Raw genomic sequence first — 16,911 nt, 5'->3', positions numbered from 1 at the left:
CTTTTTTAGTCATTGTATAGACATATGAACTTAGGTATAATCATATTGAGGTGATGACGTTGCCAAAATACGAAGAAATCGCAAATACATTACGGAATCGAATAAAAAATGATACTTATCCCGCGGGGTCTTTGCTGCCAAAACAAATCGAGTTGGTCAAAGAATTCTCAGTTAGTCGCATGACCGTTCAAAAAGCGTTGGAAATTTTAACGTTAGAAGGGTTATTAGCGTCAAAAAAAGGCGTTGGAACCACTATTTTAAACCATCCGTTTTTGACAAAGGATACCTCTGTCCTTTCTTATTATGAAGGATTAAGCACTGAGATGGAAAAAGCAAATCGGAAATTAGAAAGCAAAGTCATTGAGTTCAATGTCGAGTTTCCTGATGCAGCGATCCAAGAAAAATTGCACATTTCGGAGGAAGAACCTGTTTATAAAATCATTCGTTTGCGAATTTTAGACGATAAGCCCTTTATCTTGGAGCATACGTATATGCCGATCCAAGCGGTGCCAAACCTAAAAAAAGAAATTATTGAATCTTCGATCTACCAGTACATCAAAAAAGAACTTGGCATAAAAATCACTGGTGCCTATCGAACGATTCGAGCAGACAAGAGCTCTGAATATGATCAAACTTACCTTGATTGTGCGGTAGATGATCCTGTTCTGGAGATCCGCCAAATCGCCTATCAGCAAAACGGTGATCCGATCGAGTATTCTCGCAGCCGCAATCGTTTTGACGTTCGTGATTATTCCTATTTAGATATGAAGGGAAATTAAATTTAAAAGAAAAGAAGCCTATTTTTTGAATAGGCTTCTTTTCTTTTATTTATCAATCGGCAGAATGAGCGTTACCTTTCCGCCAACATTCGTATTCTCCAATTTCAATTGTCCATTATGGAATTTTGCTACTCGATCAACGATCGACAGACCAATCCCATAATTATGGTCAGAGGTGCGACTTTGATCCTGCTGCCAAAACATTTCTTTTGCATACAGGATGGCTTCTCCAGAAAAACCGGGGCCATTGTCTTCAACTATAAACACTATTTTTTGCTCGGCTTGTTGGACTTTGATCGTCACATCGCCTGAGTCTGTAAAGCGAATCGCATTTTCACCGATGTTCACCAAAGCGCGCATCAACATGACTGGCGCCACCAAAATTGTTTTTACTGCACTTTCATTGCGAACAGTCAGAGTGATCTTTTTCTGTTTCGCTAACGGGGACAATGTCTTGGTCAACTCTTCCATAATACTTTCAAGTGAAACCGCGACTTTTTCTTCTTGAATCACGTCAAAATTTGAAATTTGCTGCAGCAGTTCAATGTATTGTTTTGTTTTTATTCCGGAATCATGAATGTTTTCAATTAATTGTCGTTGTTCATTTCCCAGCTGATCTTCCAATAAAAGCTCCGCATTCCCGTTGATGACCGTCAATGGTGTATTAATATCATGCGTTAAAGCCGCGATCTCCTGTTTACGTTGCTGCTGTGTTTCCCACTGCTGCACCAGTGATTCTTTTAATGCCTCTCGCATGTCATCAATCGATTGCAGCACATGATCAAATTCTACAATTCCCGTTTCAGTCTTAATATCGGAATCAAGCTCTCTTTGCGCAATTTGTTGACTAGCCTTTTCGACTAAGATCAGTTTTGCTTTCAATTGTTTACTCGTCCTTCGAACAAATAAACTGAAAAAAAGCAGCAGCGCAATCGTTATTCCAATAAAGAAAAGAATCTCGAAATTGGGAAAAAGCTTCCTTAATGCGTCATTTGTAAATTGAGCTTTGTATTGCCAGAAAAGCAACGCATAGGTTCCGTCAGAAAATGTGACGTATGTTGCCGTCGAATAAGAATCGTTTCTATCCTTATAATCCTTAATCGTCTTTTTTAACGCATCTCCGGATACTGAAGCAGACTTGACCGTTCCATTTTCTGCAAAATGGATATAGTCATAAAACTTAGGTGTCAATTTATCCGGAAATGACTGACTCTCTTTTAGTTTGACCACTTCTGCTCGCGCTTCCGTTTCACCAGCATTGGCTGGCGCGATTTTTCCTGATGAAATCAACAATTGAAAAGAGACTAATGCGACTAATAAGATCGCAACGATTCCTGAAAAAGCCAATAATAAAACGTTGGTCACATACCTCGTTAACCCGATCGTTTTTATTTTCGCCATCGGTACCCAATCCCCCAGACTGTCTCAATTGGATCTTCATCGTAGACTTTCAATTTTGCCCGAATATTTTTAATATGCTCAACGATCACACTTTCATCTGACTCTCCCTCATACCCGAAGACCGCCTCGTATAACTGCGTCTTGGAAAAAACCTGTCCCGCAGATTTCAGCAAATGAACACAAATCAAGTATTCTGATTTTGTAAAAGAAATTTCCTCTGAACCATAAAAGATTTTCTTATCCGCAAAATCTAAAGAAAAATTTCCCACTCGCAAACTATTTGTATGCCCTCGCGTTTCCCTTCGTAAATGAGCCGAAACACGAGCACGTAACTCTGAAACAGAAAAGGGTTTCCGAATATAATCATCGCCGCCAATGCCCAGGCCGTGAATCATTTCGCTCTCATTCGTTTTAGCTGTTACGAAAAGAATCGGACAATCAACTTCATTGCGGATTCTTTGACAATACTCAAAGCCATCCTCACCCGGCATCATGACATCCAATAATAATAAATCAGCAAACTTGGTTTTCTCCGAAGTGACTGCTGCCGTGCTCGTAAATGTTTCCACTTGATACCCTTCACGCGTCAAAGCGGTTTTGATAAAAGTCAAAATTTTTTCATCATCGTCAATTGCGAAAATTGTTGCCATCTTCTCACCCCACTCCTTCCATCATACGTTTAAAAAAGCTCTGCCACAAGCGCATTACGCTTCATTACCTCGTCCTTCCCATTTGCTGAACCAAACAAAGAGAAAAATCAGCATAATTCCTGTTAAGCTGATTATACTGCCTAACCCCATTTCGATTTTTGGCAAAGCTTCAAGGGTGTTTCCGCTAAAATAAGTCGTAACTAAAGGAACCAATCGAATCCCCCATGCACATGGGAAAAAGAACCAGATCGTTTCACCTAATCCCGTCAGCAGCAGCGCGGAAAGTAGAAACTCGACTGCTGCAAGCGCAAAATTTACATTTCGGCCAAAGCAAAATCCTAACCACAAATGAAAAAAATAGAGAAAGAGCGCGCTGCCCCAGATCACTATTGTTAAGATAAAAATCAAAGAAAGCGGCAGTGAATAGTCCGAGCTGATTTGCGAAAGAACCAAATGATAGCCCAGCCCGATAAACAAACAAGAAAATAAGCCCGGCGTTAACAGCAAGATTATTTTTGAGAACAGCACACGCGCTTTAGAAGACGCATTGAGGAGAAAAAAGCCGCCGCCTGCTTCGATTTCCTGATCAACTAAAATAGTCGTCATCCATGCTGTAAGTATCGGGTAGATCAGCGCAAGAAGCTGAAAGTAATTTATCGTTAACGCGTCCGCTGGATAATTCGACAATTTTTGATAACCAAAGAAAATAATAATACCCAAGAATGGAACGACTAAGTGTAGCCAGAAAAATGCTGTTTTTCTTAGTTTAAATAAATCTGCCTGTATGTCCTGCTTAAGCCCTCTCATGGGAATACCTCCCCTTAGCAAACCACCTCGTTGTCAACAAATAACCAACAATGAATAAGATACTCGTGATAATTAATCCCGGAACAATCACGCTAGTGTCATGCAAGGGACTTCCTGCTTCCAAAGGGACACCATTCGGATTGATCCCAAGAATCGGAGTCATTACACGCGGTGCAATTGCAAACGGCAAATACCAAAGGGTTCCGCCCGCAATAGTTTGAATCGAACAAACAATATTTAGAAATAAAAAACTGATAAAGGTCACGATCGAGTTAAACCGAGCAGCCACAAACAGACCAAAAGGGATTTGCCATGCCCAAGAAAGCGTTAAAACCAATCCTGCTAAAAGCCCTCGCCAGATAGGATATTGCGCCGTAAAAAAAATGCCCGAAATCGTTGTAAGCCCAAAAACTAATCCATTGCCAAATAGTAAATACAGAATGCCTGTCCAAATCTTCCCTTGCCAGATTTCTGCAGCGGAAATCGGCACTACGTTGACATTGAAAAAGGACAGTTGCTTATCTGAATCAATCAGATTGATACAAATCAGCGCTGCTACCATTGGCAACAGCAGCATGTACCACCAATTATAGGCACCAATTTGAGTGAACTGCCCGCCCATTAAAAAAATTGCCATTCCGCTGACTAACAGTGGAAAGATAACCAGACCTTTTCTGCCAAAACTGCGCCTTCCCTTCAATAGTTCAGCCTGAATTAGTCTACCCATGATATAGCGCCTCCTCTGTTTGCTTTTCTCTAACAACATCCATAAACAATTTTTCCAATGCCGCACTATTTTCTGGCAGTTCGCCCTGATAGCCCAGCTGACCATTGGCAATGATGCCGATCGTATCCACTGTATTTTCGACTTCTGATAATATATGGCTGGAAAGAATCACCGATATTCCTTGTGCTGGAAAAGATCGGATTAATTCTCGCAGTGCTTGAATCCCTAGCGGATCTAACCCATTCGTCGGCTCATCCAAAATTAATAATTTAGGACGGTTCAATAAAGCCAACGCCAAGCCTAATCGCTGCTTCATTCCCATTGAAAATTGCCGCGCTCTTTTCTTACCAGTATTTCGCAGATCCACCAGCTCCAAAACTTCTGCTATGCGTGTCTCCGGCAAGCCTAAAGTCGTCGTGCGTACCAACAAATTTTCGTGTGCCGTTAAGTTTCCGTAAAGCGGAGGACTTTCAATCAAGGCACCGATCTCTGCTAAGTTCTTTCGCTGCCACAGTTGATTGTTATAAAAAATTGCTCCTTCCGATGGTTGAATGAGTCCCGCGATCATTTTCAAGGTTGTCGATTTCCCGGCACCGTTCGCACCCAAAAGTCCATAGACTTCATTTTTAGGAATTTCTAAGGATAAATTATTAACGGCTTTTTGCCGCTGATAGGTTTTAGTCAAATTTTCGGTTGTTATAATCATTTCTTTCATCATTGATTCCCCCTTGTTGTACCCTTAGTATGAAAAACAAATATAAGGAAACAATAAGGATGACAAAAAAAGTGATTCAACTCAATCAAGAGCGAATCACTTTATAGCTTAAAGATTAATTTTTACGACTTCACAGGAAAGGTCTGTTGAATGCTGTTGAATCAACACTTGAATGGCCGATTCAAGCTCGGGCTCCGCACGCCACGAAATCCCACAACCTGCGGATAATTTACGCGGTATCGGCATCAAGCGCCCCTCTAACTTTGCTTGTTTGCATAAATTTGAAAAATGCAACGCATCATATTCAGTCTCAAAAGTCACGATAAGCCATTCTTTTACCACCAGAAATCTCTCCCTGCTTCATTAATTCGCGGAAGCTTCCGCTTTTTTCCCTAAATTCGTAAACGCGATAATAAACAGTAACGCAATCGATAGAATGATCGCGATCCGCCCGAAACTGGTCGTTCCTTCGCCAGACGAGGCCAAACCAAAATTATGCGCAAAAGCCGCACCGACCAGCATTCCGATCACTGTCACTCCAGCGTCTGAAGAACCTTGTCCCGTCAAAATCAATTGGCGCAATGGACAGCCGCTGAGCAATACTCCGGCAAAACCAACCACATATAGTCCAAGAATATTCCATAGATGCTCCATATGAGCGATCGGCTGATCAGCAAAACTTAAATGAAAGTTTCCAGTCGCGATATTGTAGATTAAGACCACCACAAACAATGTCAGAACCCCTGTAATTCGATTGAAATTCTTCATTAAGAAGATATCTCGGATACTGCCCGAAAAACAAATCGCAGACAATTGCGCCAGCCCGCCAAAAACTAACCCGCCGACCAATGAAATCATTACAGGTGCATGGAAGCTCCCCGGTCCTTCTTTACTCACTACAAATAGTGATGGAACAACTAAGAATAATAGAAACAGCGCTAAGAAGAAGCCCGGCACCATAAATCCGCTAGATTTTTTAGTCTCTTGCGGTTTCCCCAATGAGTAGCCTTGTTTTAAAAAGATGCTTCCCGTAAATACACCGCCAACAAATCCGATTAATCCCACATAAGCGTTCAAGTCGCCGCCGCTCATCCGTAAGACCATCCGCAATGGACAGCCAAGAAAAACCAATGCCCCAATCATCATTGTAAATCCTAGTAAGAAACGCGTTGCCGTAGAAGAGCCGCTTCTGGCTTGAAATTCTTTTCTAGGAATTGCCATCAGCATCGCGCCAAAAATAATACCAATAATTTCAGGTCGTAAATATTGCACTGGCGGCGCTCCATGAAGCTTCGCCGAACCAGCAATATCACGAATAAAACACGCGACACAAATTGCCATATTTGCTGGATTACCAAAATAGGCCAACATAATTGCTACTAAACCAAATCCTACCCCAACCGTCAAATACATTTTCTTATTTGCCATTGATCATTACTCCTTTTGACTAATTTTTTGTAAAGCCGCAATCGCTTCCCAAATCTCATGTTCAGTCGTAAAGGAGGATAAACTAAAACGAACCACCCCTTGTTCTTTTGTTCCTAGCGCTTCATGCATCAAAGGTGCGCAATGACCACCAGAACGAGTGGCAATCCCATATTCATAAGACAACAAATCACTAATCTCTGCAGAATCTCTTTGACCAAGGTTTAATGACACGATCGGACAACGTTGATTCGTTGAAAAATCACCATACACGATCAGATCATCGATCTTTGAAACCTCCTCATAAAAAAGCTGTGATATCCGACCAGTTTCTTGACTCAATTTTTCAATAGTCTGATCTAACAAATAGTGCACACCGGCACCTAATCCCGCGATTCCATGACCGTTCAAAGTTCCCGCTTCTAACGCTGTTGGAAAACTTGTGGGATGCTGCGGATTAAACGTATCGATCCCGCTTCCGCCAATCTTTAATGGGCGCAGAGAAATACCCGGCCGAACGTACAATCCGCCAGTCCCTTGTGGTCCATAAAGACTTTTATGTCCAGTAAAACACAATAAATCAATCTTCAATGCTTGAACATCAATTGGTAAAACACCCGCTGACTGCGAAGCATCTACGATCAAATAGAGTCCGTGCTTTTCACAAATTCCACTGATTTTTTCCAAATCCACAATATTTCCGGTTACATTTGAGGCATGAGTGACGATGATCGCCTTCGTCTGTTCCTTGATTGCCGACTCAAAATCAGAATAGTCCAAGTTACCTTGTTTATCCGCTGGAATTATCGTCAGCTCTAATCCTTTTTCTTTTTGCATTCGATAAAGCGGCCGCAAGACTGAATTATGCTCAAGCGCAGTCGTGATCACATGATCGTTGCCAAATAGCATTCCTTCGATCGCTAAGTTCAGACTTTCTGTAGCACCCGAAGTAAAGACGATTTGCCGTGCCTGTTCGCCATTGAATAAACGGCATAACCCTTGACGCGTTTGGAAAATCACTTCCGATGACTTCAAAGAATCCTCGTGCACACCGCGCCCAGAATTTCCTAATTGACTCAATGCATTTGTCACGGCCTCAATTACGACAGCCGGTTTTTTTAGTGTTGTCGCAGAGTTGTCTAAATAAATCATAGTTCATTTCTCCTCTTGTTATGAACATCCTTCCCGATTCAGCTGGGAAAGACTCTGTTGAGCAGGGAAAATAGAGTGCTCCTTAGAAACTTCTAAGTAAGGACTTCCTCACACTCATGTAAAAGCAGTCGTATACTTCTGCATTTTCCCCACCTCCTGACAATTCATAACAACAGCATCGTTCAATCAATCACAATATTAGTGTAGCGGATTCTTTGGAAGAAAGTAAAGTTAAAAAAGCAAACTCTTCTAATCTTCCAAAAACTCAAAATTAGATGAACTTGCTTTAATATACAAAAATAGAATTAGATTGATTCTCCCAAAACTAGTCTAGGAAGAATTTTTTGGGCTTCCTCAACCATTTCACTGCCTTCGACTAAAGAAATCAGCGTCTCAACCGTCAATTTACTTAGATCCTTCAAGTTATGGTCAACAGAGGTGATTCTTGGATTATTGAAAATACTCTCTGTAAAATGTTCACAGCTGGCAACACCGATTTTAGTTGATTCCTCGACTACGTCAATCAAGCCGCGTATCACGCCTTGGGCAACGCGATCATTAATAGCAATGATCGCATCGAATTCAACATTACGTTCTAGCAAATGCAGAACACCGTCATATCCATCCTGAGCATAAAAGTTATTGTTAACAACACGCTGTTTATTAAATGCTAGTCCATGTTGCCTTAGCGTATTTTTAAAAGCATTTACTCTAGCAACTGTAACCCACCCTGATGCATTTCCTCCTATAAAAGCAATTTTTTTATATCCCTTTTTTATTACATGAGTAACCAAAAATTGTGTTACTAATTCTTGATCTCGCTCAATAAAAATAATCTTTGCATTTTTATTGTTCAGCTGAGAAATTCTCCTGCCTACTATGATAGTAGGTATATCGTTCGCTAAATTTTGCAAACCTGTTAAATACTCATCATCTAAAGTGACTCGATCAATGAGACCGCCTAAAAGAATCACTGCATCAAAATTGTTTTCCTGAATCTGTTTGAAAATATTTATTTCGATTTCTTTTTTCTTTGAATCACTATGGGCGTTGGCAGTTTGCGTATCAAAAAGCGAAAGTGTGTATCCCTGATCGATCAATGTCTCCTCAATATTGGCAATAAATTGATAAAAATAAGGATTCGTAATATCTGAAACGATCAGCGCTATCATATTTGTTCGTTTTGAGACCATTCCTCTAGCCAACATACTTGGACGATAGTTCTGCTCACGAATAATCGCGTCAATTTTTTCTTTTGTTTTTTTTGATACCTCATTATCATCATTAATTGCGCGTGAAACAGTACTCACTGAAACTCCAGCAATTCGAGCAATATCTTTGATGGTCACTTTAGTATTCATATACACCCTCACATTCATGAAACGTTCTCTACTCATTATGTTTTAAAACGATAACCAGGTCAAATTAAAATCAAATATCGGTAACGTTACCGATTATTATAAAAACAATATGAAAAAAACTCTTGCATTACTGAGTGAAATATCATACACTGATTCCGGAAACGTTACCGAAAATAAGGAGGCAGTTTTTATGATTCAAAAAAATCCAACCATGATGACCTATATCAACGAAGAACCTGAAATCTTTAACACCATATTGAAAGGGTATCCAGAAAATGTCCCTAGCATTACGGGAACAAATTGGCTAATTCTGGCTACTGGTTCAAGTATCAATGCCGCTTTCAGCGCAAAATATTACATCGAGAAAATGACTAATATCCATATTTCGATCGAGGAACCTTTCAAGTTCGATTATTACGAGAAACTTCGGCCAGAGATCGATGTGATTATCGGTATCTCTCAGAGTGGCGAAAGCACTTCAACAATCAATGCCTTGCAGAAAATCAGTCAAGAACACCCCCAGATTCAACGCATTGGACTTACTGGAAAAACAACTAGCGAAATTGCTACTGTTGTTGATACAGTAATTGACATTGAAAATGGTGAAGAACGTGTCGGCTACGTCACAAAGGGTTTTTCAGCCACTATTTTAAAATTAATGCTTATGGGATTGAAAACAGCAAGAAACGTAAACTTATTGGATGCTTCTCAAGAAGAAAGTGAATTACAAGAGTTTAAAAAAGCCATTGCAGAGTTGCCTGCCGTGATTGAAAAAACAGAACGCTTCTTCGATCGTTGGGCAGTTCAGTTAGTTCAAGCTTCCCGCTTCACTTCTCTCTGCTGTGGATCAGCAATCGGCACTGCATTAGAAATGCAAACGAAATTTTGTGAAACCGTTCGAGTTCCTAGCCAAGGAATGGATATCGAAGTATTCATGCATGGACCCTATTTGGAAGTCAATCCAAATCATCAACTATTTTTTATCGAAACGAATTCTCCGGTCAATGATCGCTTATTGCGATTGCGTGACTATGAACAGCAGCATGTGAAAAATCTCTATACTCTGACTTTGAACAAAAGCAATGATGACCGAACACTTGGACTGGACTTAGAGATTGATGAGTACAAAGCACCTCTATTCATGATCGTTCCCTTCCAACTGCTGGCTCATCATATCGCTGAAGCATTAGGTAATAATTTACCCAAACGAATTTATACTGACTTTGGCGTAGCCATGAACAGTAAAACGAAACCTGGGGATTATGCATAAAAAATTAGGAGGAAAATGAAATGACTGCAAATTATGATGAAACTGCTAAAGTGATTTTAAGTAATGTCGGCGGAAAAGAAAATGTTTTGAGTTTGACCCATTGCGCAACACGACTTCGTTTTACGTTAAAAGATTATGGAAAAGTTCAACAAAGTCAATTAGATAATCTGCCGATTGTCATGAAAGCTCTAAAAACCGGCGGACAATATCAAGTAGTTATCGGACCAAAAGTAACAGATGTCTACGAGACACTCACTCAATTCGTAGGTGATCTAGGAACTGCCGAAGGAGAATCTTCGGCGGAACCGCAAGAAAAGAAAAAAATCTCAGATCGTTTACTATCAACAATTTCTGCAATTTTTACACCTTATATTAATATTCTAGCCGCTGTCGGCGTGCTAAAGGGATTAGTTGTTCTTTTACAAATGACTCAAGTAATCGATGAGGCTTCTTTTGTATTCGCCGTATTGAATGCCTTATCATCCGGAGTTTTTACTTTATTACCTATTTTTATCGCGATCACTGCTGCTGACAAGTTTAAAGTTAGTCGCTATACTGCAGTCGCTCTTGCTGCAGCGTTAATTTTTCCATTGACTTCCGCAGATTTTCCAAGCGAGGTAGTCCTGGGAGCATTCACGATTCCGTTGAAAATATATGGCGGCGCCGTTTTACCGACTGTTTTCGCTGTTTACTTTTTGGCTCACGTTGAGAAATGGATGAAGAAAATCATTCCTCAAGTTGCGGCCTTAGTCTTCGTACCTACTTTTTCTCTATTAGTTACTGGTTTTGTCGTTTTTGCATTCATCGGTCCCCTTGCCAACTATATTGGGATTGGAATTGCGAACGGATATGCTTGGCTCTATGAGTTAAGTCCAACGATCTCCGGTGGCTTGTTAGCGGGAATCGGACAATTCTTCGTTATTTTCGGTGTACATTGGGGAATCATTCCAATTGGGCAAATCAATACGCAAGTGTTGGGATTTGATACCATCATGGCTATGTTTATGTCAGCCGTCTTCGGTCAATTTGGTGCAGTCGTGGGTTCTATTGCCACCGCAAAAAATCGTGATGAAAGACAAATCTCTATTTCCGCTGCCGTTTCTGCTTTCTTCGGAATTACCGAACCTGCACTTTACGGTGTGAATGTGAAGAAAAAGTATCCATTCATTGCAGGCTGTATTGGTGCGGCTGTTGGTGGCGCGTTAACTGGATTCTTCCGAGTAAAACTTTATGGCTTTGCCCCTGTTTTGAATGTCTTCATGCTAGGAATGTTCAATGGTCCGGAATCAAAAATGATTTATGAAGTCATCGCAATCTCAGCTACGTTCATCATCGCGGCGGGTTTAACGATTCTTATCGGAAAAAGACAAAACAGCAAGGTAGATGAATTGTCTAATGTATCTGAAAAAATCAGTACGAACCTTTTTAATCCGGTAAAAGGAAATGTCATCAACTTAGAAAAAGTGAATGATGATGTCTTTTCAACTAAAATGATGGGCAATGGTTTTGCAGTTATTCCAGAAAATGGAGAAATCTACTCCCCCATTGCTGGAACTATTAAATCAATTTTTCCAACAAAACACGCGATCATCATCCAGTCTGAAACTGGCACAGAAGCTTTAATTCACATGGGCTTGGATACCGTTTCTCTAAATGGAGAAGGCTTCGATATCCTTGTTAAAGAGGGCCAGCAGGTTTCGGAAAAAACACAAATTGCAAACATTGATCTTGATTTCTTTAAACAAAAAGAAATTGATGATACGATTATTGTGGTGTTCCCAGATAATAATGAGCTTCAAGTCGATGTAAGAGAATCCATTCTATCTGCGCAAGAAAGAATTTTTGCCTAACCTTTTGATTGATCTATCTCACTTTAGCCAATGTAAAGTGAGATTTTTTATAAATAAAATAGTCATTCTGTTTTATTTGCTTAAACAATTAGGGTATTTATTCTATAGACATCAAGAACTTCCTTCTATAGAATAGAAAGAAAAATTCTTGGAGGTCGTGCTGTTGGCTGGTTTAGTCTTAGGAATCCGCTTTTTACTCGAAGTCTGTACGGTTATTGGACTTTTCAGCGGTGTATTTATTAAAAAGGAAATCTATCAAAAATTAATTTTCGTTGCTTTAGCGGTGATCATTACGATCGTTTGGGCAAAATATGGTGCGCCAAAATCATCTACTGTACTGACGGGCGGCGCAAAATTAATTTTGGAGCTTGCCGTTTATTCAATCGGTACATTCGCCTTCTTTTCGCTTTTCGGCAATAAAATCGGGATCGCTTACTTTTTGATTGCCAGTCTGGATTTATTGTTGATGTATCTCTTAAACTTACAAGGACACTAATTGTCCTTGTTTTTTTGATTGCCCTTGATTAAAAAATCCATGAGATTTACGTTGGCATTCACTCATAATTAAGATATAATTCTACTATTAAAGAGCCTTTCTTATAGAAAGGCCTTTTCTAAAAAATAAAAAATGAAGAAGGAGTTGTTTCCCTTGAGAATATTTGAAGGATCTGGTGTCGCATTAGTTACACCTATGAAAGCCGATGGTGCTGTTGATTACAAGAAATTAGAGGAACTTGTTGAGTGGCAAATCAGCGAAGGAACCGATGCAATTATCGCTTGCGGAACTACCGGCGAGGCATCTACCTTAGCCAATGACGAACATATTGCTGTAATTGAGGCAGTCGTCAAAAAGGCCGACGGACGAGTTCCAGTCATTGCTGGAACAGGTGTAAACGACACACAGCACGCTATCGAGTTATCGACTGGTGCGGAAAAAGTTGGCGCCGATGCCCTATTAATCGTGACTCCTTACTACAATAAAGCCTCAGACGAAGGCCTGTTTTTACATTATCAAAAAATCGCACAAAGCGTGAAATTACCGATCATTTTATATTCTGTAGCTTCACGTACCAATATGAATATCGCGCCAGAAATGGTTAAACGCTTAGCGGAGATCCCAAATGTGGTAGCAATCAAAGAAGCCAGCGGAAATATTTCCCAGATCGCTGAAATCGCTCGGATCATGCCGGAAGATTTCACCATCTATTCTGGAAATGATGATCAAGTATTGCCAATTATGGCGCTTGGCGGACGCGGTTCTATTTCAACAATCGCAAACATTGCTCCCCGTCAGACCCATGAATTGACCCAAGCATTACTGGACGGTGATTTCCCATTAGCGAAGGACCTGCAATTAGCTCAATTACCATTGATCCATGCAATTTTCTTTGAAGTAAATCCAATTCCAGTCAAAACTGGCGTTGGCCTATTAGGAAAAATCGAACCGAACTTCCGCCTTCCCCTTTCAGCTGCGAAAGCAGAAACAGTTGAAGGTTTGAAAAAGGAAATGACTGCTTACGGTTTGGAGGTCGCTAAATGATCGACATTATTTTAAGCGGCGCCAATGGTCGAATGGGCCATGTTTTGCAGACAATGATCGCACAACAACCTGAAATGCAAGTCGTGGCCGGAATCGACCGCGAAACGTTTTCCGCTGACTTCCCTACTTACCAATCCATCGCAGATTGTCAGGTAGAAGCGAACGTAATCATTGATTTTTCTCATTATTCAGCCGTTCCTGCGGTATTGGACTATTCAGCGGCAAAAAAAATCCCGGTCGTCGTAGCGACAACCGGACTGACTGATGAGATAAAAGAACAAATTACAAAAACGGCTGAACAAACGGCAGTTTTCTTCTCAGCTAATATGTCTTTGGGAATCAATTTGTTAGCAAAAGCGATTCGTGAAATCACTCCTGTTTTAGAGGACGAATTCAATATCGAGATCGTTGAGAAGCACCACAATCAGAAAAAGGATTCTCCAAGCGGCACCGCCCTTCTGCTGGCCGATGCGGTCAATGACGCAGTCGAAGAAAAGAAAACCTATATCTATGGCCGTCATGGCAACGATTTAGAAAATCCTTTGTCAGAGTTAGGTATCCACGCTGTTCGCGGAGGAACGATTCCAGGTGAACATACAGTAATCTATGCTGGTCCTGATGAGGTGATTGAGTTGAATCATTTAGCTTTATCACGTAATATCTTTGCTAGCGGAGCAGTCAAAGCCGCAAAATACGTAAGTGATAAAACGACCGGCCTATACGACATGGAAAAATTAATCGACGAAAGCTAGTTTTCGCTGTTGAAAAAAATAATTACTTTTATACGAGATAGGATGTCAGTCCAACTTTTCGCAGTAAGACCTGATTTTATATCAGGATAACCGCCGAATGCTAAACTTCGTATTCAATGTTTAGTTGGATGATATACGTGATGAGAATCAAACTTATTTTTTCGTTTTTTAGAAAAAATAATTACCTTTATACGAGATAGGATGTCAGTCCAACTTTTTGCAGTGTGGCCTGATTTTATATCAGGATAACCGCCGAATGCTAAACTTCGTATTCAATGTTTAGTTGGATGATATACGTGATGAGAATCAAACTTATTTTTTCACTTTTCAGAAAAAATAATTACTTATATACGAGATAGGAGCAGATTCAATGACTTTAACCGATCCTTATGAAATTGCCAAATATATCAAAAACGCCGAAAAAATGACCCCGGTGAAAGCCTATATCCAAGGAGACTTAGCGGGGATTACAAAAGAAAAGGTTCAATTTTTCGGTCAAGAAAAGACTTGGATCTTGATTGGTGAAAGTCAGGCCGTACAAGAAGTATTAAATGAACAACAAGGCAAAATCACAGATGTTCATGTAGAAAATGACCGTAGAAACTCAGCGATACCGATGCTGGATATCTCATCCGTCAATGCACGAATCGAGCCAGGTGCTTTGATTCGTGACCGTGTGGAAATTGGTGATAAAGCAGTCATCATGATGGGCGCGATCATTAATATCGGCGCGTCAATTGGTGAAAGTACGATGATTGACATGGGAGCTATTTTAGGTGCTCGAGCAACCGTTGGAAAGCATGCGCATATTGGCGCAGGTGCAGTGTTGGCAGGAGTCCTTGAGCCACCTAGTGCTTCACCGGTCGTTGTGGAAGATAATGTTTTAGTTGGTGCCAACGCCGTTATTTTAGAAGGTGTTCACATTGGCAAAGATGCCGTTGTAGCAGCTGGTGCAGTTGTTACAAAAGATGTCCCTGCTGGCGCAGTCGTTGCGGGTACCCCTGCTAAGATCATTAAAATGAAAGACGAGATCGACCCAGGAAAAACTGAATTTTTGGATGATTTAAGATAAGCAAAGGAGTTACGAAATGGTACTTTAATTTCGTAACTCCTTTTTATTTATACCTCGAGAAATGATAAAAGGACAAAAGACCGATCGGTATAAAATAAATACTCCAAAACAATAAAACTGCCACACCGATCCACTCCCCGCCTACCATTCCTGGCTTAAATAAACCAAGCATCGGCATAAAGAAGCAGCTGAAAAAGAAAATACCGTGAATCAATAATAAAATTTTCAACCATTTGTCAGACCTGCTACTCGCGGTTAACGTTAATCCAGCAAAAAAAGTGGCTAATGACATTAACGCATAACCTAACATATCGTAGTTGAAAAACAGTCCGAATTGCTGGAAATCAAGAGTAGCCGACATTTCATTAGATAAACCGCCAGCCTGAACGGTTGTCACCTGAGCATAGTAAACCAACAAAATCAGCGAAGCATACATTACCGACAATACTATAGCCAAATTTCCCGCTAATTTAACTTCCGGCTTTGCGTAAAAACAAAAGGCACACATCATTGGGACAAAACTAAAAGCGATAAAAATGGCACTGAAGTAACTTAAAAAATCTGACCCCACAATCATAGATAATGCAAAGCTGAAAACTGCCAGAACATTGATCAACGAGGAAATTTTTGCAATTTGCTTATTCATCGGCTCACCCCTTTTATTCGTCGACCAAAATTGTAGTTACTAACATCTCAATGTATCGCGCTCGATCCGTTGACTTTTTGAAGTCGTAACCCAATAAATCCTTCATCGTACCGCCGCCTAAAAAAGCGACCTGCATCGCAGCTGTTAGGATAAATGAGACATTTGCTTTTTTCGAACTATCCATTTCTTTTTTCAATGCATTTTTAAACCCTAATTGAGTAGATACCGAGTTGCTCTTCAGCGTATAATTTTGCAAATCAGATAGAATTGAAATTTTGGCAATGGCTGGATGCTCAAACAGAAAGTGAAAAACATGTGTCGCACTGGCGATAAGTCGTTCCCTATCTGTCGAATATTCCTTTGTCGGATCAAAATTTGAAATCACTTCGCTAATAATTCGTTCCACACAAATCGAAATTAACTTTTCCTTACTGCCAAAATGATAATTGATCAGTCCTAATCCAATATTGGCTTTTGCTGCGATCACTCGGGCGGTAATACGATCTACGTTTCCATCATTTTCTTCAATAAGTTCAGTGGTTACTTTAATAATTTCCTCTTTAACATTGTTTTTTTCACTCATGATTCTGCCTCCTTGAACGTTGTTCAGTTCTATTATACTGAACAACGTTCAAATAGTCGACAAGTTAATGAAATCTAATTTAAACTCTATTTAACCAAAATTTCGTTCATTTTTTCGAATCAAATAACATCTTTTACCTTATTCTTACTGCACTTTTAGCGAAGTATGCTATAATACAATC

General features: G+C 40.2%; 18 protein-coding genes. 7 read left to right on the top strand and 11 right to left on the bottom strand.

The window, feature by feature from the left end; genetic code table 11:
• The first annotated feature begins 59 nt into the window (after nt 1-59).
• Nucleotides 60-779 (top strand): GntR family transcriptional regulator, encoded by a 720-nt coding sequence (locus PGP85_RS00975; RefSeq protein WP_010741943.1) that lies wholly within the window; start codon nt 60-62, stop codon nt 777-779.
• Nucleotides 780-824: 45 nt separating this feature from the next.
• On the opposite strand, the gene PGP85_RS00970 is transcribed toward PGP85_RS00975, so the two are convergent.
• The 9 genes from PGP85_RS00970 to PGP85_RS00930 all read right to left on the bottom strand — a co-directional run bounded on the left by PGP85_RS00970 (nt 825) and on the right by PGP85_RS00930 (nt 9,017).
• Nucleotides 825-2,180: a sensor histidine kinase gene (locus PGP85_RS00970; protein ID WP_270325573.1), complete on the bottom strand. Its 1,356-nt coding sequence runs from the start codon at nt 2,178-2,180 to the stop codon at nt 825-827.
• Entirely contained in the window at nt 2,168-2,830 is a 663-nt protein-coding gene (locus tag PGP85_RS00965; RefSeq protein ID WP_270325572.1) for a response regulator transcription factor, read from the bottom strand. The genes PGP85_RS00970 and PGP85_RS00965 overlap by 13 nt, the downstream gene beginning before the upstream one ends.
• A 54-nt stretch (nt 2,831-2,884) precedes the next feature.
• Complete coding sequence (locus tag PGP85_RS00960; RefSeq protein WP_270325571.1) at nt 2,885-3,637, bottom strand: lantibiotic immunity ABC transporter MutG family permease subunit; 753 nt, start codon at nt 3,635-3,637, stop codon at nt 2,885-2,887.
• The gene (locus PGP85_RS00955; protein WP_270325570.1) at nt 3,624-4,364 is read right to left on the bottom strand and encodes a lantibiotic immunity ABC transporter MutE/EpiE family permease subunit; all 741 of its coding nucleotides are present in this window, start codon (nt 4,362-4,364) and stop codon (nt 3,624-3,626) included. The genes PGP85_RS00960 and PGP85_RS00955 overlap by 14 nt, the downstream gene beginning before the upstream one ends.
• Complete coding sequence (locus PGP85_RS00950) at nt 4,357-5,079, bottom strand: lantibiotic protection ABC transporter ATP-binding protein (RefSeq protein ID WP_270325569.1); 723 nt, start codon at nt 5,077-5,079, stop codon at nt 4,357-4,359. Before PGP85_RS00950 ends, PGP85_RS00955 begins: the two co-directional genes overlap by 8 nt.
• 108 nt (nt 5,080-5,187) lie before the next feature.
• Nucleotides 5,188-5,421, bottom strand: a complete 234-nt coding sequence (locus tag PGP85_RS00945; RefSeq protein WP_010741937.1) for a DUF3343 domain-containing protein — start codon at nt 5,419-5,421, stop codon at nt 5,188-5,190.
• A 21-nt stretch (nt 5,422-5,442) separates the two neighbouring features.
• The gene (gene yedE, locus PGP85_RS00940) at nt 5,443-6,507 is read right to left on the bottom strand and encodes a YedE family putative selenium transporter (RefSeq protein WP_251865146.1); all 1,065 of its coding nucleotides are present in this window, start codon (nt 6,505-6,507) and stop codon (nt 5,443-5,445) included.
• A gap of 6 nt (nt 6,508-6,513) precedes the next feature.
• A complete protein-coding gene (locus tag PGP85_RS00935) occupies nt 6,514-7,656 on the bottom strand; it encodes an aminotransferase class V-fold PLP-dependent enzyme (RefSeq protein ID WP_270325568.1) in 1,143 nt (380 codons plus the stop codon).
• Nucleotides 7,657-7,961: 305 nt separating this feature from the next.
• The gene (locus PGP85_RS00930; RefSeq protein WP_270325567.1) at nt 7,962-9,017 is read right to left on the bottom strand and encodes a LacI family DNA-binding transcriptional regulator; all 1,056 of its coding nucleotides are present in this window, start codon (nt 9,015-9,017) and stop codon (nt 7,962-7,964) included.
• Between the two features lie 190 nt (nt 9,018-9,207).
• Here PGP85_RS00930 and PGP85_RS00925 point away from each other — a divergent pair, with 190 nt between their 5' ends.
• The 6 genes from PGP85_RS00925 to dapD all read left to right on the top strand — a co-directional run bounded on the left by PGP85_RS00925 (nt 9,208) and on the right by dapD (nt 15,501).
• Nucleotides 9,208-10,287, top strand: a complete 1,080-nt coding sequence (locus tag PGP85_RS00925) for an SIS domain-containing protein (protein ID WP_270325566.1) — start codon at nt 9,208-9,210, stop codon at nt 10,285-10,287.
• A 20-nt stretch (nt 10,288-10,307) separates the two neighbouring features.
• Entirely contained in the window at nt 10,308-12,137 is a 1,830-nt protein-coding gene (locus PGP85_RS00920) for a glucose PTS transporter subunit IIA (RefSeq protein ID WP_270325565.1), read from the top strand.
• Between the two features lie 163 nt (nt 12,138-12,300).
• Nucleotides 12,301-12,633, top strand: a complete 333-nt coding sequence (locus PGP85_RS00915) for a DUF2568 domain-containing protein (RefSeq protein ID WP_408639885.1) — start codon at nt 12,301-12,303, stop codon at nt 12,631-12,633.
• A 153-nt stretch (nt 12,634-12,786) separates the two neighbouring features.
• Nucleotides 12,787-13,677 carry a 4-hydroxy-tetrahydrodipicolinate synthase gene (gene dapA / locus PGP85_RS00910; RefSeq protein WP_270325564.1) on the top strand — a complete coding sequence of 297 codons (891 nt, stop codon included), beginning with the start codon at nt 12,787-12,789 and terminating at the stop codon, nt 13,675-13,677.
• Complete coding sequence (gene dapB, locus PGP85_RS00905) at nt 13,674-14,429, top strand: 4-hydroxy-tetrahydrodipicolinate reductase (protein WP_270325563.1); 756 nt, start codon at nt 13,674-13,676, stop codon at nt 14,427-14,429. The genes dapA and dapB overlap by 4 nt, the downstream gene beginning before the upstream one ends.
• Before the next feature lie 370 nt (nt 14,430-14,799).
• A complete protein-coding gene (dapD, locus tag PGP85_RS00900; protein ID WP_010741928.1) occupies nt 14,800-15,501 on the top strand; it encodes a 2,3,4,5-tetrahydropyridine-2,6-dicarboxylate N-acetyltransferase in 702 nt (233 codons plus the stop codon).
• Nucleotides 15,502-15,544: 43 nt separating this feature from the next.
• Here dapD and PGP85_RS00895 read toward each other — a convergent pair whose 3' ends face one another.
• Nucleotides 15,545-16,147, bottom strand: a complete 603-nt coding sequence (locus PGP85_RS00895; RefSeq protein ID WP_270325562.1) for a hypothetical protein — start codon at nt 16,145-16,147, stop codon at nt 15,545-15,547.
• A gap of 13 nt (nt 16,148-16,160) precedes the next feature.
• Nucleotides 16,161-16,730 (bottom strand): TetR/AcrR family transcriptional regulator, encoded by a 570-nt coding sequence (locus tag PGP85_RS00890; protein WP_270325561.1) that lies wholly within the window; start codon nt 16,728-16,730, stop codon nt 16,161-16,163.
• Nucleotides 16,731-16,911 lie beyond the last annotated feature (181 nt).

This window comes from Enterococcus malodoratus, assembly GCF_027659535.1.
Taxonomy (GTDB): domain Bacteria; phylum Bacillota; class Bacilli; order Lactobacillales; family Enterococcaceae; genus Enterococcus_A; species Enterococcus_A malodoratus.
The sequence above is the reverse complement of the archived record's forward strand: the minus strand, read 5'-3'. Positions and strand labels throughout refer to the sequence as shown.

Bases quoted from the DNA above. Each gene is read 5' to 3' on its own strand.
- PGP85_RS00970 (WP_270325573.1), bottom strand. From the start codon at position 2,180: ATGGCGAAAATAAAAACGATCGGGTTAACGAGGTATGTGACCAACGTT.
- PGP85_RS00965 (WP_270325572.1), bottom strand. From the start codon at position 2,830: ATGGCAACAATTTTCGCAATTGACGATGATGAAAAAATTTTGACTTTT.
- PGP85_RS00960 (WP_270325571.1), bottom strand. From the start codon at position 3,637: ATGAGAGGGCTTAAGCAGGACATACAGGCAGATTTATTTAAACTAAGA.
- PGP85_RS00955 (WP_270325570.1), bottom strand. From the start codon at position 4,364: ATGGGTAGACTAATTCAGGCTGAACTATTGAAGGGAAGGCGCAGTTTT.
- PGP85_RS00950 (WP_270325569.1), bottom strand. From the start codon at position 5,079: ATGAAAGAAATGATTATAACAACCGAAAATTTGACTAAAACCTATCAG.
- yedE (WP_251865146.1), bottom strand. From the start codon at position 6,507: ATGGCAAATAAGAAAATGTATTTGACGGTTGGGGTAGGATTTGGTTTA.
- PGP85_RS00935 (WP_270325568.1), bottom strand. From the start codon at position 7,656: ATGATTTATTTAGACAACTCTGCGACAACACTAAAAAAACCGGCTGTC.
- PGP85_RS00930 (WP_270325567.1), bottom strand. From the start codon at position 9,017: ATGAATACTAAAGTGACCATCAAAGATATTGCTCGAATTGCTGGAGTT.
- PGP85_RS00925 (WP_270325566.1), top strand. From the start codon at position 9,208: ATGATTCAAAAAAATCCAACCATGATGACCTATATCAACGAAGAACCT.
- PGP85_RS00920 (WP_270325565.1), top strand. From the start codon at position 10,308: ATGACTGCAAATTATGATGAAACTGCTAAAGTGATTTTAAGTAATGTC.
- dapB (WP_270325563.1), top strand. From the start codon at position 13,674: ATGATCGACATTATTTTAAGCGGCGCCAATGGTCGAATGGGCCATGTT.
- dapD (WP_010741928.1), top strand. From the start codon at position 14,800: ATGACTTTAACCGATCCTTATGAAATTGCCAAATATATCAAAAACGCC.
- PGP85_RS00895 (WP_270325562.1), bottom strand. From the start codon at position 16,147: ATGAATAAGCAAATTGCAAAAATTTCCTCGTTGATCAATGTTCTGGCA.
- PGP85_RS00890 (WP_270325561.1), bottom strand. From the start codon at position 16,730: ATGAGTGAAAAAAACAATGTTAAAGAGGAAATTATTAAAGTAACCACT.